Here is a 22,122-nt window from a genome sequence, read left to right as displayed (position 1 = left end):
GTTCCTTGACTGTCGTACCGGCGGGATCCTGTTCGGGCCCCGGCCATTCTTACCACATTCAGGTGTCGGCCTTCGCAATTGCCGCAGTGGGCAGTCCTCTGGCCAGCTGCGGTCCGAGGTCGGCGATGGTCCGGGCACCCATCAGCCCCATGGCGGTCAGTATCTCGGCCTTGATAAGGTCGATGGCTCGCTCCACGCCGCGCTGGCCACCGGCCATGAGTCCGTAGAGGTAGGCCCGGCCGATGAGCACGAAGTCCGCTCCGGCGCACAGAGCTGTCACGACGTCGGTGCCGGACATGATTCCGGAGTCGAGGATGAGTTCCATATCGTCACCGACCGCTGCCCGCACTTCTGCAAGTGCTGTCAGGGAATCGGGTGCGCGGTCGAGTTGGCGGCCTCCGTGATTGGATACGACCAGACCGTCGGCGCCGATGGACCGGGCCCTGTTGGCATCCTCGGCGGTGAGGACGCCTTTGACGAAGAGCTTGCCCTGCCACTGTTCGCGGATCCACTTGAGGTCATCGAGGTCCAACGTCGGATCGAACATGGTCCGGGTCATCTCGGCCAGGGACTGAGACGTGTTGGACAGGGACGCGTATTTCGGCGGCTCGGTGGTGAGGAAGTTGAACCACCAGCCGGGCCGGTAGGAGGCGTCGACGATCGTCTTCAATGTCAGCTTCGGCGGGATGGAGAGCCCGTTGCGGTTGTCGCGCAGTCGCTGACCGGTGATCGGGGTGTCGACGGTGACGAGCAGCGTCTCGTACCCACTCGCCTGGGCTCGTTGGAGCAGGTCGAGGCTGCGTGCGCGGTCCTTCCACAGGTAGAGCTGGAACCAGCGAGTCGAGGACGGTGCGGCCTGTGCGACCTCTTCGATGGAGCGGGTGCCCATCGTCGACAGGGAGAAGGGAATGCCGGCCTTCGTCGCGGCCCTCACTCCTCCGATCTCTCCTTCCGAGTGCATCATCCGCGTATAGCCTGTCGGGGCGATGCCGAATGGAAGCGAAACGTCCTGACCGGCGATAGTCGTCGATGTGTTCGGGGCGTCGACTCCGTGCAGGATGCGTGGGAGGAGTTCGACGTCGGCGAAGACCTGCCGGTTCTTCCGCAGGGTGTGCTCGTCAAGGGCCCCACCGTCGACGTAGTCGAAGGGGGCTGTGGGTGTCACCCGTTTGGCGATCTTGCGCAGATCCCAGATATCGGCTGCGGAGTCGAGTCGCGCACCTACCCGGTCAAGTCTAGGCAGACCGAACTGCAGGAGAGGGGCGAGTTCCTTCACGTCAGGCAGTTGCCGTTTCATCGTTCTCCTCATATTCGACACTGAATCTCATCGGGTTCGAGACGCCTGCGAGTCTAGCGAGGGGGTCGTCGTCACTGGAACTGGGATCACCATGAGAGATATTCCCATTTATTTCCCTATGTGGGCTTATCGTTTAGACTGTTCCCATGTCCGACTCCGCTGGTCCCCTGTCCGATTCTGCAGTTCCTGTGCCCGCAGCGCAGACAGAGACCAGACCGTGGCGCCAGGAGTTTCGCGGCGGAACGATCGACGACAGAAAATTCGCCGAGGTGTCCGTCTCCATTCCAGCCCGCATCGGCTCGGTCGACCTGCGACTGCCCTCCGAGCTCGCCGCACGCTCGGAAACCGCGGTCCGTGCGATCTCCCGGCTCGATGCCGAGCACGGTCGCACCCTGATTCCACTGTCGTACCTGCTGCTGCGCAGCGAATCGATCGCCTCATCGAAGATCGAAGCCGAAGAGGCACCCATCGACGACTTCGTCCGGGCCCTCCACGGTGCGAAGTCCAATTCCTCGGCCACTGCGATGGCTGCCGCAACGGGTGCGCTGGATCTGCTGACATCGGGAGCGATCAGTGCCGATTCGGTTTCTCGCGCCCATCGGCTGCTGCTCAAGGACGATGCCGGCGAGGCTCATCTGGCGGGCCGACATCGTCCGATGCAGAACTGGATCGGCGGCTCGGATCATTCGCCTCGCGGTGCACTCTACGTTCCTCCTCCCCCGGAGCTCGTCCCCGAGCTCATGGACGATCTGCTGACCTTCTCACTGCGCGAGGACATTCCCACGATCGCGCAGGCGGCCGTCGCCCATTCGCAGTTCGAAGCGATCCATCCCTTCACCGACGGGAACGGGCGGATCGGACGAGCCTTGGCGGCTGGGATCCTCCACTCTCGAGGTGTCACGACCGGGATCACTGTTCCCCTGGCTGCTGCCCTGGTCGAGGTTCGAGACCGCTACTTCGCGGCGTTGAATTCCTATCACTCAGGTGATGCCGGACCGGTCATATCGCTGTGGTCTAAGTCTTCGGTGATCGCGGCGGAGGAAGCTCAACTGACCGCACATCGGCTGGCTGGACTGCCTGATGAGTGGGCCGACCTCCTCGGCCATCCGCGTGAGAACAGCGCCGCAGCCAGGATCCTGACCTACCTTGCATCGGACCCGGTGTTCACCATCGACGATCTTGAGGACTCGTTGAAGCTGTCCAGCTCCTCCGCGAACAGAGCGGTCTCCGCGCTGACGGAAGCCGGGGTCCTGCGCGGCCTGACCAGTCGCAAGCGCAATCAGATCTGGGGTGCTGGCGATGTGCTCGCCGAACTCGAAGACCTCAACCTGCGCATCGGTGCCCGAGCCCGTTCCGAACTCTGAGGGTATGCCGCGCCGGTCAGCGCTGCCGCACCTGACTGCGCTCAGGATTGGTCGAGGTAGTGCAGGACTGCTGCGACTCGCCGGCTGGTGGTCTGTCCGGCATGGAGTCCGAGCTTGTCGAAGATCGAGCTGATGGCCTTCTCCACCGAGCTGATGGACACATAGAGGCGTTCAGCGATGCCGCGATTCGACAACCCCTCGGCCATGGTCTCGAGGACCTCGTTCTCTCGGGGTGTGAGTGCCGACAGTGAGTTCTGCTTCTCGGACGAGCTCAGCAATTGTCGGACCACCTCGGGGTCGATGACAGTTCCGCCTTCAGCAATCCGGTTGACGGAATCGAGGAAACGGTCGATGTCGGTAACCCGGTTCTTCAGCAGGTAGCCCACGCCCACGGTCTCGGTGCTCAGCAGCTCGGTCGCGTATTCGCGCAGCACGTACTGGCTGAGGACAAGCACCCCGATGTCGGGGAAGCGACGTTTGATCGCCAGGGCCGCTTCGAGTCCTTCGGTGGTGTGCGTGGGCGGCATTCGCACATCGACGATCGCCAGGTCTGGACGGGTGTCCGCGACTGCCGCCAGCAGCTGGTGACCGTCGTCGACCGAGGCGACGACGGAGATGCCCTCGTCTTCGAGCAGGCTCCTCACCCCTTCTCGCAGCAGCACGGAGTCATCGGCCAATACCACTCGCATGGGAGCCTCGTTGATGGCCTCGACCGCGGATTCGGACATGCCGGATTCGGTCACGCCGGGTTCAGACATAGGGGATCTCCGCTCTCACAGTGGTTCCGGTTGTTTCCGTGCTCGTCACAGTCAGTGTTCCATCCAACGCTCCGACCCGACGATTCAATCCTTTCAGCCCACCGCCGGTGGGATCGGCACCACCGGAACCGTCATCGACCACCTCGGCGATCAGTGCCTGCTCCTCGTCGATGACGCTGATTCTGATGCTCGTGGCATTCGCGTGTTTGACGACGTTGGTCACCGCCTCTCGGACGACGAAGTATGCAGCAGACTCGGTGGCCTGGGACACTCGCCGAGACGGGACTGCGGTGAGCTCGACCGGTATCGGGCAGTGATCGGCCACCCGGTTGAGGACGGTGCCCAACCCGTGCTCATCCAATGCTGTGGGGTAGACCCGCCAGGCGACCTCGCGCATTTCGTCGATGAGGTCCTGGGATTGGACGAGAGCGTCGTCGAGGAGGGCGCTGGCCTTGTCCTGGTCCTTCGCACGTTGGGCGCGGGCGATGAGCACGGACAGGGAGACGACGTTCTGCTGCACCCCGTCGTGGAGGTCGCGTTCGATGCGGCGCCTCTCCTCGTCGATGGCCATGACCACTCCGTGCCGGGTCATGAGGAGCTGGGTGATGCGCGTGTGAGGTGCGTTGGGGCGGCTGACCTGGGTGAACCTGGCGTCGATGATGCCGTGGAGCCAATTGGCCACCTCGGCGAGAATGATGACTCCGATGAGGTTCGCGGCACCGTAGAGCACTCCGACGAACAGCGTCGGCTGGCTGATGGTCCAGAAATCGAAGCCGATGGTGATGCTGCCGCCGATGAACAGGCCCTGGATGAGGGAGCCGATGGTCACAAGCAGGAAACCGGTGAGCAGATTGAGCATGGGCACGGCGATGATCCCGGCGAGGGCGCCGGTGAGGACGAAGAAGCCTCTCCTGACCGGGAGCTGGCCCATGACGATGCCGAAGCACTTCGCCTGCCGGGACCTCTCCCAGCCGAGGACTCGACGGCTCAGCCGAGATGTTGACGAGGGGACGGCTGCAAGCAGAAGCGGAAGGCACAGGGCCACTCCCCAGAGGATGCCCAGCACCGAGGTGGCCCAACGGGTGACGAACATGCGGGATTCTCGGGGAATCCTCGCGGTCAGCGACGTCGGCCAGGGCATGAGTTGATCGTAGCAATGCCTTATACGGTCGCCCAGAGGATCGACCGCAGTCCTTTCTTCCGGTTTTCCGCATCATCTCTTCGGGGCGCCGTCCCGCAGGTGTGCACTGCGCCGCGTTCCGGGTGCGGTCGCGCTTCGATAGCGTCTGTGGACATGGACCTTGCCCTTGATATCCTCCGCACCACCGTCGAATCCCCGTGGGTGTACCTCCTCGTCTTCGTCATCGCGGGCATGGATTCCCTGTTCCCCATCGTGCCCTCGGAGACCGTGCTCATCACGGCCGCCGCCTATGCCGCCGCCGGCATCCCGAGTCCCCTGGGCCTGCTCCTGGCAGCCGTGGTCGGAGCCCTCATCGGCGACTTCGCCGCCCACCTCGTGGGGCGTGGCGGGGGTTCCCTGGTGCAGCGGTGGACCCGGTCTTCGAGGGCCAAGCGATTGCTGGCGCACACCGAGGAGATCTTTGCCCGCCGAGGTGGGGTCGTCCTGATCGCGGGACGTTTCATTCCCGGTGGGCGTTCGGCCACAACCCTGAGCTCCGGGATTCTGAAGTATCCACGCACCCGCTTCCTCATCTTCGACGCTCTCGGCTGTCTGGCCTGGGCGATCTATTCCATCGGGGTCGGTCTGCTCGGCGGTGTGCTGTTTGAGGACCAACCGCTGCTCGGCGTGGGATTGGGCATCGGCATCGCCCTGGCCATCACCGGTGTAGCGGAACTCACGCGCAGACTGCTGGCCAGGAGGAAAGCCCGTGCAGACCAGGATCCAGCGGCGCACCGAGACCCTGCAGATTGGACAGCCGCAGCCGTTGACGTGGCATGATGAATGGGATGTCTCAAGCGCTCGTGTGGTATGTCAGCTATGGGTCGAACATGCATCGTGACAGGCTCGCCTGTTACCTGCAGGGCGGCCGTCCTCCAGGTGCACTCGTCACCTATCCCGGCGCGAGGAACACCGATCCGCCTCTAGCGGAAATGGGCATCGAACTTCCCGGATCCATCTACTTCGCCGGCAGCTCCACCGTGTGGGGCGGCGGAATGGCCTTCTATGACCATCAGGTCCCAGGCCCCACACCGGCAAAGGCGTATCTCATCACCGCCGAGCAGTTCGCCGATGTCGCCGATCAGGAGATGAACCGCCCACCGTCATCCACGAATCCGCTGGAGACTTTGGCCAGCGAACTTCCCGTCGACTCCGCCCATTCGGTGGGACCGGGCAAGTACGAGACGCTCCTCGTCCTCGACCGCAAGGGCTCGATCCCGCTGGTGACGTTTACGGCCCCGCACGGATCCGAGGCAGTCCCCCACACCGTTCCCAACGAACCGTATCTGACGATGCTGCGCCTCGGCGCAGAGGAGGTCAGGTCCGTGACGACGCTCAGTTCAGCCTCGGAGCTCAACTTTGAATCGGAGCTCAGTTCAGCGTCGGAGCTCAGCTCTGCCGCAGCGACTCCCCAGCCCGCAGCTGCACGAGTGTGAGGTCGAGCAGCGGCGTCGCCACAGACAGATCCGCTGCCGTTCTCGCAAGGTGTCCGAGGATGTGCTCGGTTTCGCTGGGCAGGCCCGAAGTCACGTCACGGTAGAGCGATGAGGTGAACGACGAGCCCTCGGCGGTGAGCATGGACAAGGTCATCTCCCTGGCCTTGGCCGAGACCGGGTGTCCGCCCGCAGCCGCGACGGCCTCGAGCTCGTCGACGATCCGAACAATGTGCGCATGCCCTCCGGCCGCCATGATCGCCCCGACGGGTGCCCGGAACAGGCAGGTGACGACCCCGGCTGCGGCGATGAAGATCCACTTCTCCCACAGGGCGTCGGTGATGTTGTCCAGAATCTGCAACTTAAAGCCGGGAACATCGAGGGCCTGGGCGATGGAATCCGGGACGCCCGTTCCGTCGAGATCGCCGATGGTCATAACGGCGAGGTCCGTCATCTGGTGGACGGCACCGTCCATGATCGTCCCGACGATCTTGACCAGACCGCCCAGCACCTGGCCGGGGAACTCCTCGACCAATCGCTCGATCTGAGCCATGCCGTTGAGGAACGGAATGATGAGGGTGTCCTCCCCCACTGCGGGTCTGATGTCGTCGATGATCGACTCCAGACCGTTGGCCTTGACCGCGACGATCACCAGGTCGAAAGACGTCGAACTCGAGCCGTTGGCAGTGGCGAGTTCGGCTGCGGTGAGGACGGGGATGTGGTTCGTCCGGTCCTCCCCGGGTGCAACGAATCGCAGACCGTTGGCCCTCATCGTCTGTGCTCGGGCCTCGCGGACGAAGAATGTGACATCGCGTCCTGCTTCGAACAGGCGGGTGCCGAACGCTCCGCCGGTTGCGCCGGCTCCGGCAATGAGTATCTTCACTGTGTGCTCTCCCATGTCAGATGGATTCCGTGGCGTTTGCGTTGTGCGCTGTCACAATGCCTGTTTGAGTTCCGTAGCTGCCGCCGCGGGGTCATCTGCTGCGGTCACTGCGCGGACGACGACGATGCGCTGTGCTCCGGTGGCCTGGACTTCCGCCTGCCGCTCACCAGCGGAGATCCCACCGATTGCAAACCAGGGTTTGGCTGCGGTGGTGGCGAGCGCACGCAGGGGTTCGACTCCGATGGCGGCCCGGCCGGGTTTGGTGGGGGTCTCCCACACGGGGCCGAGACAGAAATAGTCGATCTCGGGGTCCGCCTCGGCGGCGTGGGCCTGTTCGATGGAGTGTGTCGAGCGGCCCAGGATCACGTCGGGGCCGAGGACCGTGCGTGCCTGTTCGCTGGTGAGGTCGCCCTGGCCGATGTGGAAGACGTCGGCGCCGACGAGGAGGGCCACATCGGCACGGTCGTTGACGGAGAACAGCTTCCCGTGACGGTGGGCTGCCTCCCTGAGGACTTCGAGTGCTTCGATCTCAGCGCGGGCTTCGAGGCCCTTGTCGCGCAGCTGGATGATGTCGACGCCACCGGCATAGGCGGCATCAAGGAACTCGGGGAGATCGCCCTGCGCGCTGCGGGAATCGGTGCAGACATAGAGCCTGGACGCGTGAAGCCGGTCCAGTCGTGCGGCTCTGTCTGTGTCGTGGACTGCGGCGTCCATTGTCATATCTGCGGCCATGCTCCTAGAGTAGAGGAGTTCGCGGGAGCCTCATAAAGGGGGCTGAGAGGGCTTTGTGCCGACCGTTCAACCTGATGCGGATCATGCCGCCGGAGGGAGAAGCACGTGCACGTCATTGTTGTGGGGGCCGGGATCATCGGCTTGTCCACTGCCTGGAATCTGCGCCGTCGCGGCGTCAGCGTCACCATCATCGATCCGGCTCCCGCCATGGGTGCCTCCCATGCTGCGGCGGGGATGCTGGCTCCGGCCGCCGAGGTGGTGTGGGGGCAGTCTCCCCTGTACCCGCTGATGCGTGCCTCAGCAGACCTGTACCCGGACTTCGCCGCCGAGCTGGCTGCCGCGTCTGGCCATGATCTGGGGTATTCGAGCGCCGAGACCTTTGTGTGTGCCGGTGACCGGGCCGATCTCGCCTCTCTGCGCGAACTCATCGACCTGCAGCGCGCAGCCGGTTTCGACGTCTCCCTCGTTCCCGGGTCAAGAGCCAGGGATCTGGAACCGGCGCTCTCACCCGGGGTATGCGGTGCGGTCACCATTCCCGGGGATCATTCGATCGATCCCCGTCGACTCACTGGTGCACTGCTGGCCGTCCTCGGTGACTCCGTTGTCCGTGCCCGAGTGACCGGTCTGCTCTCTCAGGCGGATCGGACCGTCGGTGTCGAACTCGAGGATGGGACGAGACTGCAGGCCGATCAGGTCGTCGTGGCCGCGGGCGGTTCCTGCAACGACATCTCCGGAGTTCCCGCGCTGCCCCTGCGCCAGGTATGGGGCGAGGTGATCAGACTGCGGGCGCCCGAGACTCTGACCCCGCTTCTCACACGCACGATCCGTGGGCTGGTCAAAGGTCGGCCCGTCTACGTTGTGCCTCGTCCCGACGGTGAACTCGTCCTCGGTGCCACGAGTCGTGAGGACGGTCGGTCCGGGATCAACGCCGGAGGCGTCCACCAGCTGCTGCGCGACGCCGAACGTCTCGTCCCTGCAATCCTCGAGGCCGAGATCACCGACATCACCACCCGCGCCAGGCCGGGCTCACCCGATGACGTGCCGATCATCGGGCGCATCGATCCCGGCTGTGTGGTGTCCACCGGCTTCTTCCGACATGGCATCCTCCTCGCTCCTCTGGGGGCGAACCTCACCGCCGACCTCGCGCGCGAGACCGGAACCCTGACGAGACCGACGGAGACACTCGCCGCGGTGACGCCCGACCGATTCGCCGAAGCCGCTCATGCTCAGCACCTCCAGACCACACCGACCGAAATGTTTCAGCAACCGACAGGGAGTCAACTGTGACCGACACGATCAGCATCACGCTCAACGGCGAGCGCCATGAACTCGCCCGTCCCACCACGGCCAGGGACCTCGTCTCCGGTCTCGTTGACAAGGACATCACCGTCGATGGCACACCCGTCGACGGCAGTCGTCTGGGCATAGCGCTCGCCGTTGACGGTGAAGTGATCAGGCGCGGGAAGTGGTCTGACTTCACCTTGGCCGAGGGGCACAGTGTCGACATCGTCACCGCTGTGCAGGGAGGCTGACATGAGTTGGAACGTCGACGAGGTGACCCTGAACTCCCGACTGGTCATGGGCACCGGGGGTGCCAGTTCGCTGAGCATCCTCGAACAGGCTCTGGAAGCCTCGGGCACCGAACTGACCACGGTGGCGCTGCGCCGCTATGACGGGACGGCCCGGGACTCGGTGTTCGCCATGCTCAACAGCATGGGCATCCGCATCCTGCCCAACACTGCCGGATGCTATACGGCCCGTGATGCTGTGCTGACTGCCCAGCTGGCCCGGGAGGCACTCGAGACGAACTGGGTGAAGCTCGAGGTCATCGCCGATGAGGAGACTCTGCTGCCGGATCCGGTTGAGCTGTTCAGGGCCGCGGAGGAACTCGTCCTCGACGGGTTTACGGTCTTCGCCTATACGAACGATGATCCGGCGTTGGCTAAGAGGCTCGAGGACGCCGGTGTCGCCGTGGTGATGCCGGCCGGTGCTCCGATCGGCAGCGGATTGGGCATCCTCAACCCCCACAACATCGAGACGATCGTCAACCGTGCCCAGGTGCCGGTGATCCTTGATGCCGGCATCGGCACCGCCTCCGATGCGGCCCTGGCGATGGAGCTCGGCTGCACCGCGGTCCTGTTGGCATCGGCTGTGACTCGGGCACATGATGCGACCGCCATGGCCCGAGCGATGTCCCTGGCCGTTGAGTCCGGTCATCTGGCTGCCCACGCTGGCCGGATTCCGAAGCGTCCGTTGGCCCTGGCCTCGTCGACCTTCGAGGGGATGGTGACTCCGGCATGAGCACCGCGAGCAATCCGGGTCCACTGGTCGCACCGACCGATTCTCTGAGCCCACGGGAACTCGAACGCTACGCCAGGCATCTGAGCCTGCCGGGGATCGGCATCGAGGGGCAGCGGCGACTGCGGGCCGCCTCGGTGCTGGTCATCGGTGCGGGCGGACTGGGAGCACCGGTCCTGCACTACCTGGCCGCGGCGGGGATCGGGTCGATGACGATCATCGACGACGATGTGGTCGAGGCCTCGAATCTGCAGCGCCAGGTCCTCCACCGCGATGCCGATATCGGCCGGGCCAAGGTCGATTCCGCCCGTGATGCTCTGCTTCGTCTCGATCCGGAGCTTGCAATCACCGCGATCAGCGAACGGTTAAGTCCTGACAATGCACTTGAGCTGTTTCGCTCCCATGATGTCGTCCTCGACGGAGCCGACAATTTCGCGACCCGCTACCTGTCCAATGATGCCGCCGAGCTCACCGGCACCCCGCTGGTCTGGGGCACGATATTTCGCTTCGCAGGTCAGGTGAGCACGTTCGTCCCCGGGCCTGGGCCGATGCTGCGTGACCTGTTTCCCGATATTCCTGAGGCCGATTCGGTCCCCAACTGCGCTGAGGGAGGGGTGCTCGGGGTTCTGTGCGGCACCGTCGGCTCCGCCATGGCCACGGAGGCCGTGAAACTCATCTGCGGCATCGGCACACCGCTGATCGGTCGTCTGCTGCGCTATGACGCGTTGGAGGCCGACTACTCGACGCTTCGGTTCTCACCGGATCCTGATCGTCCGCCAGTCACCGACCTCGCCGAGGTGGCGGTGGCCTGCGCCGCTGCCGACCAAGGACTAGGGGGCCAGAGTGCGAAGGGCTCAGGTGCCGAGAGTCAGGGCGCGCGACGGGACGATGAGGTCAGCATTGAAGAATATCTGGCCGAGTCCTCCCCTGCCATCCTCATCGATGTGCGTGACGGGTGGGAACGGCAGATCTCGGCCATTCCCGGCTCCGTTCACCTGCCGCTGAGCGTGCTGCAGGTCCAGGGGTGGAAGGCCGTGGAGGCCACGGCTATTCACCAGCCAGACGAGGTCATCTTCCACTGCAAGTCGGGGGCACGGTCTGCTCAGGCCGTGGCGCTGCTCAAGGAGGGTGCGCCGGGGGCCGTGCGTCTGCGTTCGCTGCGCGGTGGCATCGACGCTTGGTCGGCTTCAGGACACAAGACGGTTCAGGCGCCTGGCCAGACCGCAGTGTCCGGCTCTCATCACTCGTGAGTGCATCGACGTCGCCACCGGCCGCAGCAGCCGAATCGACCGCCGACGAGTGGTCACGCACCACACTGAGCTGATCGTGGTGATGGGGCCAGTCTGCTGCAGCGACCATGCGCCGCTCCCCCTCAGATCACCGTCTGCGGAGAACTTCACGAAGTACGGTGCATCGGTTTCCTGAAGTTCGATGCTGAAGCTCAACGTCACGCCGATCGGGCTGTTGACCTGGATGTCGGCTCGGCTTCCGGGGGCGGTCGTGTCATCGATGGGCACAGCCACGGGAAGGCCGGGCCACCATTGCGGCCACGCCTCGATGTCACTGAGCACTGACCACACATCCCGCACAGAGGCATTGACCCTCCACCGATTCTCGAAGTGGAAGGGTGCAGACTCACCGGCCTGCGGTCGGACATGGTGGTGGAGTGAGAGCTGGTGATCGTTCGTCATGGATCCCCTGGTGTTCGTGGATCGACGGGCGCTGATAAACCCGTTCTGACTCGACGGTACTGTGGAGACTGTGATTGAGGAAAGTTTCATCAGCTCCCGCCGACCTTCGCCTCTGGGAGGACGTAAGCCGACGAAGGACGACCTCGCAGAGTTCGCCACCGACGATCCCGATGCCATCGATGATGTCCTGCCCGGGCGTCCGGGAGAGCTGTCGATGCTCATCGTGGGAATCAACCCTGGGCTGTGGACCGCCGCGGTCAATGCGCCCTTTGCCAGACCGGGCAACCGCTTCTGGCCCTCACTGCATCAGGCGGGTCTGACCGATCACCTTGTCGATGCCTCACTGGGCCTTGCCGCCGCAGATGAAGCACAGCTCTTGGCCCGGGGCATCGGGATCACCAACCTCGTCGGTCGGGCCACCGCCAGGGCAGATGAACTGGACAATCAGGAGCTGCGCGACGGGGCGGCCCGATTGGTTCACCGACTCGACGACATCCGCCCCAAGGTGGTCGCGATCGCAGGAATCACCTCGTTCCGAATCGGGTACTCACAGCCCAAGGCCCAACTCGGCTTACAGGACTCGTCACTCATCGAGGGGTGGCCCGAGGACATTCCGCTGCACGTCGTCCCCCAGCCCAGCGGCCTCAATGCCCACTACCAGGTGCCTGATCTGGCCCGAATCTGGCGGCAAGTGTGGGAGAGCATCGAAGCCTGACCGGGCTTACAGCCCAAGCTTGCCGACCGTGGCACGAACGTGGAGCCTCGCTTCTAGTGTGGTGGAGCGAAATGCTCTCGGCAGCGCGCGACATAGGCTTCGAGGCCGCCGATATGGCTGGCATCGATGTCTGTGGCAGGAGCGTCCGACTCGTCATCTGTGTGCCCGGGTGCGCCCACACGCTGGTGGAAGACCGCGTCTCTGCCGCAGATTGTGCACACTGCTGTCAGCTTGAGAACGTCTTCGGCCACGGCCATGAACGTCGGCATCGGTTCGAAGGGATCACCGTCGAACGTCACACTCAGCCCTTCGACAATGACGGTGGCACCGCGTTCGACAAGTTCGAATACGGTCGCCACGAGGTCCGGGCCGAAGAACTGCGCTTCGTCGATGGCGATCAGATCGTAGTCCTCGGCGTGGGCCACCTCCGCGAGGGACTCGACGTCGCCGACGGGCACGGCGGGGATATTGACACCGGTGTGCGAGGTGATCGCCGACAGCGTCGAACGGGTATCAAGAGAGTGGCTGAGGACGAGGACGTTGACCCCGGCGATCTTTGCCCGCCGGACCCGGCGCATGAGCTCCTCAGACTTTCCGGAGAACATGGGGCCGGCAATGACGTCGAGACGACCTGCCTGCCGTGGCGAAGCAACGGGGTTCATAGGCATGGGGCCAGCCTACGCCGCGATCCCGTCGTACCGATATGGGTCACTCAACTTCGATCAGCTCGCGCATGCACCGTGTCAGCACGTCACCACGGTCAACCGTCACCGCGGTCAGTCGTCGACAGAGACTTTCTTTGATTCGACGTCGACGGAAACCTCGATCTCCTCGTCATCGTCATCGAAATCGAACTGGTATTCGATACGATCGTCGTCCGAGTCGAGCTTCCACCCGTCGAGTCGGCCTGAGGCCTTCTCCTGAGCTAGCTTGAGCGCCTCATCGAAGGCCATCGGATCCTTGAGATCGACCGCCTTCTCCTTGTCATCCGTGGAGTCCTGCTCCACGTCGACGACATCGCCGGTCTCAGCATCGATCTCCACGTCGAATTCAGTTTTGCCGTCGATGATCTTCACCTCGTACTGCCAGGCCTCGTCGCGATCATCGAAGTCGAGTTCGATGGCGTGGACGTCGCCGTCCTTGGCCTCCTTCTTCGCCGTAGCGATGGCGTCTTCGGGGGCCACAGATGGCGATTCCTTGCTCAGATCAGCATCCTGGGGCAGTCCGGCGGATGCCGAGGCAGACGAGTCGTCAGGGCTCGGGTCCCCTGTCGTCGACTCTTCAGCACCGTCGTCGGCCGATTCCTGGGCCCCGGCTGTCTCTGCTGTCTGACCCTCACCTCCTGGTGCCTGATCGGCGTCCGATTCTCCGCTGGAGCAACCGGCGAGGGCGAAGGCGAGAATCATGGTCCCTGCGGCGGCCCGTGTGGCCAATCTCTGAGTCTTCATACCGCCACCGTAACAACGGGCGAGGCTTTCTGCCCCCTTGCTAAGAGGATTCTCATGCTGGTGAGGGGCCTGGTCAGTCCAGACAGAACTCGTTGCCCTCAGGGTCGGCCATGACGATGAATCCGGTCTCCATCGGCGGGTTGGGGTCAACCCGCTCGAGTCGTTGAGCACCCAACTCCAGCAGGCGCTGACATTCGTCTTCCAATGCCTGCATCCGTTCGTGGTTCTGCAGCCCGGGAGCCGCACGGACATCGAGATGGACCCTGTTCTTGACGGTTTTGCCCTCGGGCACAATCTGGAAGAACACCCGGGGGCCGCGTCCGTTTGGGTCTTCGATCGCGGCTCGGAAGTCTTCTGGTTTCATGTCGATGCCCATGCCGGCGATGAATTCCTTCCACGCGGCAAAGGGATCGCCACCGGCTTCAAGTTTGACTCCCGGCGGGCCGGGCACGACATATCCGAGTACCTCGGCCCAGAAGGTGGCCTGCCCGATCGGGTCATGACAATCGAAGGTGATCTGAACTGCGCGACTCATGGCGTCTCCTCATTGAGATAGTTCAATCAAGGATACCTGCTTTTGCGGTGTGGTCACTGCCCGGTTCTGCCGTCGATGCATTCGCGCAGCAGGTCCGCATGTCCGCAATGCCTGGCGTATTCCTCGATTCGGTGGATCTGGAGCTCCCGTACCGCGATCTGTGATTCACCGAGGCGGGTGCCCAGGTCTTCGTACTTCGCGACCTCGGCATCGGTGGTCGCCTGTTCGGCTGCGAGGTCTGACCAGGTCCTTGCCAGCATGTCCGCATCTGCGCCCGACGTGCTGAAGGCCGCGTCGAGGCCACCGTAGAGTGAAGGTCGTGTCTCGTCCGCAGTGATCCAATTGCACCAGTCACGTTCGACCTCGACCATGTGTCTGAGCAGCCCGAGCAGAGACATCATTGATGGTGGAACCGACCGCATCGCCAGCTGCTCAGCGTCGAGCCCCTCGCACTTCATCCTCAAGGTGGAGCGGTAGTCACGGATGAACTCGAGCTGCGTCTCGGCCTCACCATCGGAGCTCCTGCCGTCGGTATTGCGCGGATCGTCATCGGGGTCGACCCACATGTCCGGGTAGACGCTGGCCTTGGTCCATCGGTTCGGAGTTGTCGACATATAGGCATTCTGCGCCTCCGAGGAGGCGTTGACCAGGCTTGTACGGAATCCGGCCTGCAGAATTTGCACCGATTGTCGACGCCCGAACTCGGAGCCCGGATGCACTCTACCGAGGTGAGAGTGTCCACTGTTCGGTCAGTGGAAACAGGCTCGGCACATCTTCGCGCACCATCTGCCCGAAGTGCAGCGCTCCACCGAAGAGCTTCTCAATGGCATTCACCGCATGCAGAACACGATCCCTGGACAGTGGGGGCAGCAGCTCGCCGTGTTTGAGATACCCCTTCAACGATCCGGTTGCCGCCATCTTCAGTCCGAGTCGTCCAGCGATCAGCCAGGTGATGCATTCGGCTTCGAAGCGGGCCTGCCGTCCGTCGATGTCAGTTTCGCTGGCAGAGATTCCCAGCTTCGGGAATTCTCCACGATGGCCGGCATAGACCAGGGCAAGCTCATAGAGGACATGTCCCAACATCACCGTAGGACTCTGCGTCTTCGGAAGCCCGGGCAGATCCAGACCCTTGCGGTGCAGGACATCCATGACGAGACGATGCCCGTCCCAAGTGGGTGCACCGACTGCCTTGAATGGGCTGATCGAGGAGTCGGGAACTGGTGGGCCGTGGGTGTCTTCGACATCGTAGACGAAGCGCACGGGAGCAAAGGGGTGGAGCACGATCAGCGCCACTGCATCGTCAGTGAGCAGCCTGCCGTACTTCTGCTGCCAGGCGTGTTCGGTTTCGACAAAGATCGCTCCGGCATTCTGCTGTGCGATGAGGGCTGCGTTGAACGCCGCAATCTGCGGAAATCGGCGGACGAAGCCCAGCAGTTCATCCCATGGCATCACGGATCTGTGGCTGCCGGCTTCGGCATACAGTGCATCAAACGAATTCACGTTCTTATCCATGACCTCACGCTACGATGCGGCACTGACACGGCAGACTCAGCGGCACGGGACCTGGTCATGCGACACGGACCGCGCTTAGCATCAGCAATAGGACGCTCCGGGGGCGCTCACCAGCGAGACGATCCCACTCGAGCTCGGCCCAGGAGGACGATATGACAGTTGGCGACAACAACCTGACGATCCGCATCGGACCTGATGAGCTGGTCATCCGCCAGCGATATCAGGTGCTGAGCATCATCAACGATGTCCTCATCGGCATCTGGTTCCTCATCGGAAGCTTCATGTTCTTCTCCGACGAGTGGGTCTTCACCGGCACCTGCCTGTTCGTCCTCGGCAGCGTTGAGATGCTCATCCGTCCTGTCATCCGCCTGATCAGACACCTGCACCTGCAGAAGATCCGCGGACCCGAAACCCCGACTACGGACTCCACATACGACTTCTGAACCGCAGAGGACTCAGCCGGCTCATTCGCACCAGGGCGTGCCACCTGTCTGCCGGTCTTCATAGAGTCGGCCCCTGTCCACGGACAGGATGCGATCGGCGGTTTGCGCAGCCCATCGTCGGTCGTGGGTGGTGGCAAGGACGGACCCACCTCGGCGAACGAAGTCTTGAATGAACTTGTTCAGTCGACCGATGGCCTGGCGGTCCCTGCCTAACGTCGGTTCGTCGAGGAGGAGGATCCGAGAGCCCACGATGAGTGCCGCGGCCATCACCAGATCCTTGCGGAGGTCGATGCTCAGATCGTAGGGATGGGTCTCGCTCACTGCTTCAAGCTGTGCCTGCGCCATCGCCGAAGCCACTGCCTCCTGCCGTTGGGCTCTGATGGCTGTCCTGTTCCGGCGCCTGTGGGTGGGCAACGGGGCCGAGCGTGTGAGTTCCTCACGCACGGTGGCAGCCGAGAGCTGGCTGCCCGGATCCTGCCCCACCCACCCGAGGTGGGCGGCTCGCTGATGTGCTGGGGTGTCGCCGAGGCTGACCGCCCTCCCGTCATCATCGACCGTGATCGCGCCCGTAATGTCGGCGCCACGCTCGAGGAGACCGGCCAGGCTGCGTAGGAGGGTCGACTTTCCCGCACCGTTGGGACCCATGATCGTCACGATCTCACCGGTTGCGACATCGATGTCCACGTGGTCGAGGACGGCGGCACCTGCCCGGGTGACCGAGAGTCCGCGTGCGGAGAGCGCAACAGCGGTTGGTGCAGATACCTCAGCCTGTTCGACACGATCCTGTTCTCGTGTATCCCAGATTCCTTCGTGGTCGCAGTCCCGGACAGTCAGTCGTCGTTGTCTCGCATGTAGGCGTCCGGATGCCAGAACGCTGAAATCACGGCAGGCGGCAGCAACTTCGTCGAGCTGATGAGCGGTGATGAGCACCGTTCCTCCGGAGGTGCAGTAGTCCTGCAACACGTGGCCAAGGCGACGTCGAGCGTCCGGATCCAAGGACAGTGAGGGCTGGTCGAGGGCCAGCAGCGACGGTCGCTGACTGAGCAGCCCGGACAGAGCCACGAGCTGCCGTTGGCCACCGGACAGGGTCTCGAGTCGTCGTCCCCACAGGTCGCCGATGCCCAGCAAGTCCAAGGTCTCTCGTGCACGCTTGTCGACCTGTGTGGTCTCGTCACCGTGCAGCCGTCCCGACAGCTGCACTTCATCGCCGACGAGGCTCGTCATTCCGCTCAGCTGAGCCTCGGGATCGTCACCGAGCATCACCGACGTCCCTTCGAGGCGGACCTGCCCGACGCTGGTTCCGCGCTCGCCCAACAGTCCTGTGATCAGTCGAACCAATGTCGAGGCGCCGGCGCCCACTGGCCCGAGGATCGCATGCATCTGCCCCGGCTCCAGACGAAGATCGATGCTCGTCAACGCTGGCCGGGTACTTCCGCGGTAGGTGAAGCCTGCCCCGATCAGTTCGAGAACCACCGTTTCAGACACCTCCGATCAGCTGGTCGGCGGTAGGCAGGGGCAGGACACCGGCCACGGAGCACACGACGAGGACGACGGTGATGATGGGGACGCCTCGGCGCAGGAGCCATTGGTCCGGCCCGTCGCTGTGGTCCTGCAGTGATGTCGCTGCTGTCGATTCAGTCAGGCCGCGTTGCTCGAGCACTTCGTGGCGCTGTTCGACCTCGATGAGCACGGAGGTGAACAGGCCGGTGACGATGCCCGGGAGCAACGTCGTGCGGACCCTCCAGCTGCTGACATCCCAGCCGTGACTGGCGCGCGCCTCCACGATCTGCTGCGTACGGGCACGGATGAGTGGGACGAGGCCGATCGTCGAGGCGCAGATATAGGCCACGGAGGTCGGCAGCCGAAGTGTCCGCAGCCCGTCGAACAGGCGTGCCGAGTCGGCCCCGAGGCCGAAGAGCGCGCACAGGGACACGAGCGCAGCGACCCGCAGCCAGATCTGGACCGCAATGGCGAGCCCTTCGACTGTGAGCCTGGCCGGTCCCAACTGCCACAGCACGATCACCTCGCGCCGGGGTAGAACAGGCCTTGGACGACGCAGAGGACGAGCAGCGTAGGCAGGCACACCACACCGACGCCGATCACCCAGGAACGCAGCCTCACTGTCGGTGAGACCGTCGCGGTGATGAGCGTGGCGCCGATGATGGTGATGGGCACGACCGGGGACGGGATGCCGAAGACGAGCAGCAGAGCGCATGCGAGGACGATGATCTCTGTGGCTGGATGCCAACGGCGGGTGGCCTGCTGTTCCCGGTGGAGAACAGTCGCGGGCATTCAGCCGACCCGCACCGCTGCTCGGGAGCTGCGCGCACGACTGTGGTCGGTGAACGGATAGCGGTCACGGATCCGGCGGGGCAGTGTGCGCACGATGACGTAGGCCAGAGCGAAGATGAGTGCCTTGTCGATGATGTCGGAGAACAGGCTCTGCGCCAAAGTCGCATTGAGCATCTCCAGGCCCGCGGCCTGCAGGACGGCGACAACGCCGCCGGTACCCGAGCCGAGTCCGCCGCCGAAGACGTAGGCGGCCACGGGTGCCCCGAGAGCTCCGGCAGGGATTCCTGCCAGCGCACCGGCGATGACGGCGAACCAGGGGGTACGGAAGGCTCCGAGCCGCGCAGCCCAACCGGCGGCCGCACCGATGAAGGCCGCACCAGAGCTGAAGGCGATGACGCTGGGGCTCAGAGTCACACCCCAGATGAGGTTCGAGATGATGCCGGTGAATGCTCCGGCTGCGGGACCGGCGAGGACGCCGATCATCACGGTCCCGATCGAGTCGAGGTAGAGCGGAATGGGGGTGATGGTCCCGACGACCTGGCCGATGACGATGTTGGCGGCGATGGCCACGGGAATGAGGGCGAGGATGCTGCGCGGGATGAGCGGGAGTGTGCCGGCTGCGAGGAGGACTCCCCCGGCCAGGTAGCCGAGCATGACCCACAGTGTCGTGTGGCCCAGGTCGGTGCCGAGATTGGCCGGCTGCGTCAGAATGACGGCAAGGTAGGTGCCGAGGATGACGATCGTACCGAGAAACGTCAGTGTCAGGGGCAGTGTGTGGCTCTTGAAGCTCTTATCGCTCTGGGTTTGTGCGGGACCGACGGTGCGTGTCGGCCCCTGCCCAGACTGCTTGGGCGTCATGGTCATGTTGGGGTCCTTTGCTCAGGGTTTCGCCGAGGTGGTCGAGGAAGGTCTGCGCATCGATCGTGCGGATGATCTCGGCGTTGACGCCCTTCCCCCACCGTCCCAGCCAATCGGCGACGGTTTCGCCACGTGTGAGTTTACCGGTGAGTTCGACGTCGACGGGCGCACAGATCGTGCTCGCCCAGGGCAGTGTGCCTCGGGTTCCGTTCGCAATGGGCTCTTCCCTGCCCGCCGAGGTGGGTCTGCCCTGGTCTCCGCGTGCCCATTCGAGTGCGCAGGCAAGGACGAAGGGGTCATGGATGTGGGCGATGTATCCCAGACCGTCCCATTCATGGAATTCGAAGTAGAACCGCAGAGCTTCTGCCATCTGGGCCAGCCAGGCATCCCATGTCTCACCAGCAGCAGATGATTCTCCTGCCCTCTCGTGGAGTGACGCAGCTCTGTCGAGGATCGTGCTCAACCGTGCGAGTGTCATCTCAAGCGCCTCAGTAGCTTCGATGGGGGCGATGACCGGCAGCGCTCGAAGAGTGCCCTGGCTGTGGGCGTGGTCGAAGGCGTTGATGACGGTCGCCGTCGCCTCGGGATCGAAGGTGACGTTCCACTCGGTGGTCGGGAGGGTGTTGCCGCGATAGTTGAAGGCTCCGCCCATGATGAAGAGCCGGCCCATCAGGCGGGGAAGTTCAGGCTCGATGGCAAGGGCCAGGGCCAGGTTCGTCGCCGGTCCGATGACGACGCCGATGAGCTCCCCGGGGTGAGCACGTGCCGCGTCGACCCAGGCCTGCGCGGCGCTGGTGGAGCTCGCCGTTGCTGTTGGGGTGGGAAGGTGCGCGTAACCGGCCCCGGTGGGGCCGTGAGTGAGGTCGGCGTATTCAGGCTCTGCCGGGGATCCGTCGACTGGATCTCGGGCGAGGTCGCCGACGGACCAAGCTGTGGGGAACTCGCTTCCCGGGTGGATGGGGATGTCCGTGCGCCCGGCAAGTTCAAGCCAGCCTTGAGCGTTGACGCTGACCTGTGCAGTGGAGACATTACCGCCTGAGGCCGCGATGCCGATGATGTCGACATCGTCTTGGCACAGCAGGTATCCGAGGGCGATGGCGTCGTCGATTCCGGGATCACAGTCGAGGAACAGCGGCAGGCGTGGAGGCATGTGCCCTATTCTGCCGGAACCTCGTCTCGCTGCTTCTCACCACCGACTCATTCGCACCCAGTTCGGGCACGGCTGTGTCGAGCCTCGACGTACGAACTGGCAACACAGATAGAAGATCTTTGCAGGCGGTTCGTTGACGCCGAACTCCTCACGCAGGTCGACCGGCTCGTGGGATTCGAACCCTGTGCCGATGTCTGCACCGAATGCTGCCCCGGTGATCCACGGGCGTTCAGAGAAAGTGTAGGCGTTGTTGAATACCTCGCAGTCACAGCAGCAGGCGCCCATGCTTCCCAAGCGTTCCATCAGCGCAGTGGCCCGAGGGGCTGTGCGGTCCCGGAAGGTCTGGGCGAATCGATGCGTTCCGTCGCAGCCGAATTCTCCCAGCTGGCGGAAGACGTAGCAGACCAAGCACTCTCCCTCCCTCGGTGTGAGGATGCGAGCCGAGGCGGCATCGACGATCGTTCTGACTTCTGATTCCATGGTGTCTTTGTCCATGCGGCAACGATTCCAGACGCCACTGACATGAAATGAAATCACAACGGGGCTATGCACTAAATGCGTACTATTCTCGCTGATGACGCACCTCAACGGTCGCGTGCGCATAGAATCGAGCCCATGAGCATTCTTGTCATCGGTGAGGCTCTCATCGACATCGTCAGCTCGGCCGGAACACCGGATCGCTATTCCCCGGGCGGGGCTCCGGCGAATGTCGCCCTCGGCCTGGGACGCCTCGGCGACGATGTTGAGCTGCTCACCGATGTCGGAGATGACTTTCACGGCGAATTCCTGCTGGCTCACCTGCGGGAGTCAAACGTCCGGGTGCATGCACGCCCGACTGGTTCGACCTCGACGGCACGAGCATTGCTGTCACCGGATGGCTCTGCCGAATACGAATTCTCTCTGCGCTGGGACCCCGATGCGTCACTGGTCGACCGCGGCGACTGGGCGGCAATCCATGTCGGTTCGATTGCAGCATTCCTCTCCCCGGCGCGCGCGTCGACTCTCTGCTCCAACGCGGGACAGATTCCTCAGCGCTACTGAGCTTCGATCCCAACATCCGCCCCTCCATCATCGGAGACCAACAGCACGCACTGGCTCGGTTCGAGTCCCTCGCCTCACAGGTTGATGTCGTCAAGCTCAGTGATGTCGACGCGGATTGGCTCTATCCCGGTCAGAGTGCTGAGGCTCAGATCGATCGAATCCTTCGTCTCGGGGTAGACCTGGTCGCGCTCACCTGCGGATCGGATGACTCGATCCTCTCGACCACCTCGGCGAGGGTGAAGGTTCCAACAGGAGCAGTGCTGGTCAGTGACACGATCGGTGCCGGAGATACCTTCATGACCTCTCTGGTGCATGATCTGCATGGCAGCGGTCCACAACTTCAGGGCCTGGATGAGGTCGCGCTCACTCGCCTCGGCGAGAATGCCTCACGTCGAGCGGCCATCACCGTCAGTCGTGCTGGAGCCGACCTGCCCTGGGCCGGTGAGGAAGGCGCCTAGCTGTTCGAGGGCGATTCGGTGACCGTTCCGACTG

The 22,122-nt window shown here is 63.8% G+C and carries 28 protein-coding genes and 1 riboswitch; of the genes, 11 read left to right on the top strand and 17 right to left on the bottom strand.

Annotated elements, in window-relative coordinates:
- Nucleotides 1-58 precede the first annotated feature (58 nt).
- A complete protein-coding gene (locus PGC08_RS08430; RefSeq protein ID WP_009883769.1) occupies nt 59-1,297 on the bottom strand; it encodes an alpha-hydroxy acid oxidase in 1,239 nt (412 codons plus the stop codon).
- Between the two features lie 146 nt (nt 1,298-1,443).
- Between PGC08_RS08430 and PGC08_RS08425 the strand changes: the two genes are divergently transcribed.
- A complete protein-coding gene (locus PGC08_RS08425; RefSeq protein WP_009883768.1) occupies nt 1,444-2,661 on the top strand; it encodes a Fic family protein in 1,218 nt (405 codons plus the stop codon).
- Nucleotides 2,662-2,702: 41 nt separating this feature from the next.
- On the opposite strand, the gene PGC08_RS08420 is transcribed toward PGC08_RS08425, so the two are convergent.
- Nucleotides 2,703-3,419, bottom strand: coding sequence for a response regulator (locus PGC08_RS08420; RefSeq protein WP_096160961.1), 717 nt, complete (start codon nt 3,417-3,419; stop codon nt 2,703-2,705).
- Complete coding sequence (locus PGC08_RS08415; RefSeq protein WP_096146823.1) at nt 3,412-4,560, bottom strand: histidine kinase; 1,149 nt, start codon at nt 4,558-4,560, stop codon at nt 3,412-3,414. Before PGC08_RS08415 ends, PGC08_RS08420 begins: the two co-directional genes overlap by 8 nt.
- Nucleotides 4,561-4,713: 153 nt before the next feature.
- On the opposite strand from PGC08_RS08415, the gene PGC08_RS08410 reads away from it, so the two are divergent.
- A complete protein-coding gene (locus PGC08_RS08410) occupies nt 4,714-5,379 on the top strand; it encodes a DedA family protein (RefSeq protein ID WP_165770303.1) in 666 nt (221 codons plus the stop codon).
- An 8-nt stretch (nt 5,380-5,387) separates the two neighbouring features.
- The gene (locus PGC08_RS08405) at nt 5,388-6,035 is read left to right on the top strand and encodes a histone deacetylase (protein ID WP_271709949.1); all 648 of its coding nucleotides are present in this window, start codon (nt 5,388-5,390) and stop codon (nt 6,033-6,035) included.
- Here PGC08_RS08405 and PGC08_RS08400 read toward each other — a convergent pair.
- Nucleotides 5,989-6,915: a 2-dehydropantoate 2-reductase gene (locus PGC08_RS08400; RefSeq protein ID WP_035278984.1), complete on the bottom strand. Its 927-nt coding sequence runs from the start codon at nt 6,913-6,915 to the stop codon at nt 5,989-5,991. The two genes, PGC08_RS08405 and PGC08_RS08400, sit on opposite strands and share 47 nt — an antisense overlap.
- A 51-nt stretch (nt 6,916-6,966) precedes the next feature.
- Entirely contained in the window at nt 6,967-7,635 is a 669-nt protein-coding gene (thiE, locus tag PGC08_RS08395) for a thiamine phosphate synthase (RefSeq protein WP_009883762.1), read from the bottom strand.
- A gap of 23 nt (nt 7,636-7,658) precedes the next feature.
- Nucleotides 7,659-7,762: riboswitch (TPP riboswitch) on the top strand.
- Between thiE and thiO the strand changes: the two genes are divergently transcribed.
- From thiO to moeB, 4 genes are all read left to right on the top strand, one after another.
- On the top strand, nt 7,753-8,934 hold the full coding sequence (thiO, locus tag PGC08_RS08390; protein WP_271709948.1) for a glycine oxidase ThiO: 1,182 nt from the start codon (nt 7,753-7,755) through the stop codon (nt 8,932-8,934). (Overlaps the previous riboswitch by 10 nt.)
- Nucleotides 8,931-9,179: a sulfur carrier protein ThiS gene (thiS, locus tag PGC08_RS08385; RefSeq protein ID WP_009883760.1), complete on the top strand. Its 249-nt coding sequence runs from the start codon at nt 8,931-8,933 to the stop codon at nt 9,177-9,179. The genes thiO and thiS overlap by 4 nt, the downstream gene beginning before the upstream one ends.
- 1 nt (nt 9,180) lies before the next feature.
- Nucleotides 9,181-9,948 (top strand): thiazole synthase, encoded by a 768-nt coding sequence (locus tag PGC08_RS08380; protein WP_009883759.1) that lies wholly within the window; start codon nt 9,181-9,183, stop codon nt 9,946-9,948.
- Entirely contained in the window at nt 9,945-11,195 is a 1,251-nt protein-coding gene (moeB, locus tag PGC08_RS08375; RefSeq protein ID WP_271709947.1) for a molybdopterin-synthase adenylyltransferase MoeB, read from the top strand. Before PGC08_RS08380 ends, moeB begins: the two co-directional genes overlap by 4 nt.
- Here moeB and PGC08_RS08370 read toward each other — a convergent pair.
- Nucleotides 11,133-11,636 (bottom strand): SRPBCC family protein, encoded by a 504-nt coding sequence (locus tag PGC08_RS08370; RefSeq protein ID WP_271709946.1) that lies wholly within the window; start codon nt 11,634-11,636, stop codon nt 11,133-11,135. The two genes, moeB and PGC08_RS08370, sit on opposite strands and share 63 nt — an antisense overlap.
- 70 nt (nt 11,637-11,706) lie before the next feature.
- Here PGC08_RS08370 and PGC08_RS08365 point away from each other — a divergent pair, with 70 nt between their 5' ends.
- Nucleotides 11,707-12,351 carry a mismatch-specific DNA-glycosylase gene (locus PGC08_RS08365; protein ID WP_009883756.1) on the top strand — a complete coding sequence of 215 codons (645 nt, stop codon included), beginning with the start codon at nt 11,707-11,709 and terminating at the stop codon, nt 12,349-12,351.
- A 53-nt stretch (nt 12,352-12,404) separates the two neighbouring features.
- Here the strand turns inward: PGC08_RS08365 and PGC08_RS08360 are convergent, their stop codons facing one another.
- The 5 genes from PGC08_RS08360 to PGC08_RS08340 all read right to left on the bottom strand — a co-directional run bounded on the left by PGC08_RS08360 (nt 12,405) and on the right by PGC08_RS08340 (nt 15,846).
- The gene (locus tag PGC08_RS08360; RefSeq protein WP_009883755.1) at nt 12,405-13,013 is read right to left on the bottom strand and encodes a thymidine kinase; all 609 of its coding nucleotides are present in this window, start codon (nt 13,011-13,013) and stop codon (nt 12,405-12,407) included.
- Between the two features lie 114 nt (nt 13,014-13,127).
- A complete protein-coding gene (locus PGC08_RS08355; RefSeq protein WP_271709945.1) occupies nt 13,128-13,799 on the bottom strand; it encodes a PepSY domain-containing protein in 672 nt (223 codons plus the stop codon).
- Nucleotides 13,800-13,872: 73 nt separating this feature from the next.
- A complete protein-coding gene (locus PGC08_RS08350; protein WP_009883753.1) occupies nt 13,873-14,334 on the bottom strand; it encodes a VOC family protein in 462 nt (153 codons plus the stop codon).
- Between the two features lie 53 nt (nt 14,335-14,387).
- Nucleotides 14,388-14,948, bottom strand: coding sequence for a DinB family protein (locus PGC08_RS08345; protein WP_271709944.1), 561 nt, complete (start codon nt 14,946-14,948; stop codon nt 14,388-14,390).
- 106 nt (nt 14,949-15,054) lie between these two features.
- Complete coding sequence (locus tag PGC08_RS08340) at nt 15,055-15,846, bottom strand: hypothetical protein (RefSeq protein WP_271709943.1); 792 nt, start codon at nt 15,844-15,846, stop codon at nt 15,055-15,057.
- A 152-nt stretch (nt 15,847-15,998) separates the two neighbouring features.
- Here PGC08_RS08340 and PGC08_RS08335 point away from each other — a divergent pair, with 152 nt between their 5' ends.
- Nucleotides 15,999-16,289, top strand: a complete 291-nt coding sequence (locus PGC08_RS08335; protein ID WP_009883750.1) for a YrhK family protein — start codon at nt 15,999-16,001, stop codon at nt 16,287-16,289.
- Between the two features lie 21 nt (nt 16,290-16,310).
- Here PGC08_RS08335 and PGC08_RS08330 read toward each other — a convergent pair whose 3' ends face one another.
- Genes PGC08_RS08330 through PGC08_RS08305 form a run of 6 tightly spaced genes read right to left on the bottom strand, consistent with a single transcriptional unit; the run spans nt 16,311 to nt 21,084 of the window.
- Complete coding sequence (locus tag PGC08_RS08330) at nt 16,311-17,762, bottom strand: ATP-binding cassette domain-containing protein (protein WP_271709942.1); 1,452 nt, start codon at nt 17,760-17,762, stop codon at nt 16,311-16,313.
- A 4-nt stretch (nt 17,763-17,766) separates the two neighbouring features.
- Entirely contained in the window at nt 17,767-18,306 is a 540-nt protein-coding gene (locus tag PGC08_RS08325) for an energy-coupling factor transporter transmembrane component T family protein (protein WP_271709941.1), read from the bottom strand.
- Between the two features lie 2 nt (nt 18,307-18,308).
- A complete protein-coding gene (locus PGC08_RS08320; RefSeq protein WP_271709940.1) occupies nt 18,309-18,581 on the bottom strand; it encodes a hypothetical protein in 273 nt (90 codons plus the stop codon).
- A complete protein-coding gene (locus PGC08_RS08315) occupies nt 18,582-19,445 on the bottom strand; it encodes a hypothetical protein (RefSeq protein ID WP_009883747.1) in 864 nt (287 codons plus the stop codon).
- A complete protein-coding gene (locus tag PGC08_RS08310) occupies nt 19,372-20,589 on the bottom strand; it encodes a nucleoside hydrolase (RefSeq protein WP_096160952.1) in 1,218 nt (405 codons plus the stop codon). Before PGC08_RS08310 ends, PGC08_RS08315 begins: the two co-directional genes overlap by 74 nt.
- Before the next feature lie 36 nt (nt 20,590-20,625).
- Nucleotides 20,626-21,084, bottom strand: coding sequence for a DUF2695 domain-containing protein (locus PGC08_RS08305; protein ID WP_069599944.1), 459 nt, complete (start codon nt 21,082-21,084; stop codon nt 20,626-20,628).
- A 120-nt stretch (nt 21,085-21,204) separates the two neighbouring features.
- Between PGC08_RS08305 and PGC08_RS08300 the strand changes: the two genes are divergently transcribed.
- Nucleotides 21,205-21,630, top strand: coding sequence for a PfkB family carbohydrate kinase (locus tag PGC08_RS08300; RefSeq protein WP_271709939.1), 426 nt, complete (start codon nt 21,205-21,207; stop codon nt 21,628-21,630).
- On the top strand, nt 21,531-22,088 hold the full coding sequence (locus PGC08_RS08295; protein ID WP_333937924.1) for a PfkB family carbohydrate kinase: 558 nt from the start codon (nt 21,531-21,533) through the stop codon (nt 22,086-22,088). Before PGC08_RS08300 ends, PGC08_RS08295 begins: the two co-directional genes overlap by 100 nt.
- Nucleotides 22,089-22,122 lie beyond the last annotated feature (34 nt).

Origin of the sequence: Brevibacterium sp. BDJS002, assembly GCF_028201555.1 — a bacterium.
Lineage (GTDB): Bacteria > Actinomycetota > Actinomycetes > Actinomycetales > Brevibacteriaceae > Brevibacterium > Brevibacterium aurantiacum.
The sequence above is the reverse complement of the archived record's forward strand: the minus strand, read 5'-3'. Positions and strand labels throughout refer to the sequence as shown.

Excerpts from the sequence above, each read along its gene's own strand:
- PGC08_RS08430 (WP_009883769.1), bottom strand. The coding sequence starts at position 1,297 with ATGAAACGGCAACTGCCTGACGTGAAGGAACTCGCCCCTCTCCTGCAG.
- PGC08_RS08425 (WP_009883768.1), top strand. The coding sequence starts at position 1,444 with ATGTCCGACTCCGCTGGTCCCCTGTCCGATTCTGCAGTTCCTGTGCCC.
- PGC08_RS08420 (WP_096160961.1), bottom strand. The coding sequence starts at position 3,419 with ATGTCTGAACCCGGCGTGACCGAATCCGGCATGTCCGAATCCGCGGTC.
- PGC08_RS08415 (WP_096146823.1), bottom strand. The coding sequence starts at position 4,560 with ATGCCCTGGCCGACGTCGCTGACCGCGAGGATTCCCCGAGAATCCCGC.
- PGC08_RS08410 (WP_165770303.1), top strand. The coding sequence starts at position 4,714 with ATGGACCTTGCCCTTGATATCCTCCGCACCACCGTCGAATCCCCGTGG.
- PGC08_RS08405 (WP_271709949.1), top strand. The coding sequence starts at position 5,388 with ATGTCTCAAGCGCTCGTGTGGTATGTCAGCTATGGGTCGAACATGCAT.
- thiE (WP_009883762.1), bottom strand. The coding sequence starts at position 7,635 with ATGACAATGGACGCCGCAGTCCACGACACAGACAGAGCCGCACGACTG.
- PGC08_RS08380 (WP_009883759.1), top strand. The coding sequence starts at position 9,181 with ATGAGTTGGAACGTCGACGAGGTGACCCTGAACTCCCGACTGGTCATG.
- moeB (WP_271709947.1), top strand. The coding sequence starts at position 9,945 with ATGAGCACCGCGAGCAATCCGGGTCCACTGGTCGCACCGACCGATTCT.
- PGC08_RS08370 (WP_271709946.1), bottom strand. The coding sequence starts at position 11,636 with ATGACGAACGATCACCAGCTCTCACTCCACCACCATGTCCGACCGCAG.
- PGC08_RS08360 (WP_009883755.1), bottom strand. The coding sequence starts at position 13,013 with ATGAACCCCGTTGCTTCGCCACGGCAGGCAGGTCGTCTCGACGTCATT.
- PGC08_RS08355 (WP_271709945.1), bottom strand. The coding sequence starts at position 13,799 with ATGAAGACTCAGAGATTGGCCACACGGGCCGCCGCAGGGACCATGATT.
- PGC08_RS08350 (WP_009883753.1), bottom strand. The coding sequence starts at position 14,334 with ATGAGTCGCGCAGTTCAGATCACCTTCGATTGTCATGACCCGATCGGG.
- PGC08_RS08345 (WP_271709944.1), bottom strand. The coding sequence starts at position 14,948 with ATGTCGACAACTCCGAACCGATGGACCAAGGCCAGCGTCTACCCGGAC.
- PGC08_RS08340 (WP_271709943.1), bottom strand. The coding sequence starts at position 15,846 with ATGGATAAGAACGTGAATTCGTTTGATGCACTGTATGCCGAAGCCGGC.
- PGC08_RS08335 (WP_009883750.1), top strand. The coding sequence starts at position 15,999 with ATGACAGTTGGCGACAACAACCTGACGATCCGCATCGGACCTGATGAG.
- PGC08_RS08320 (WP_271709940.1), bottom strand. The coding sequence starts at position 18,581 with ATGCCCGCGACTGTTCTCCACCGGGAACAGCAGGCCACCCGCCGTTGG.
- PGC08_RS08315 (WP_009883747.1), bottom strand. The coding sequence starts at position 19,445 with ATGACCATGACGCCCAAGCAGTCTGGGCAGGGGCCGACACGCACCGTC.
- PGC08_RS08310 (WP_096160952.1), bottom strand. The coding sequence starts at position 20,589 with ATGCCTCCACGCCTGCCGCTGTTCCTCGACTGTGATCCCGGAATCGAC.
- PGC08_RS08305 (WP_069599944.1), bottom strand. The coding sequence starts at position 21,084 with ATGGACAAAGACACCATGGAATCAGAAGTCAGAACGATCGTCGATGCC.
- PGC08_RS08300 (WP_271709939.1), top strand. The coding sequence starts at position 21,205 with ATGAGCATTCTTGTCATCGGTGAGGCTCTCATCGACATCGTCAGCTCG.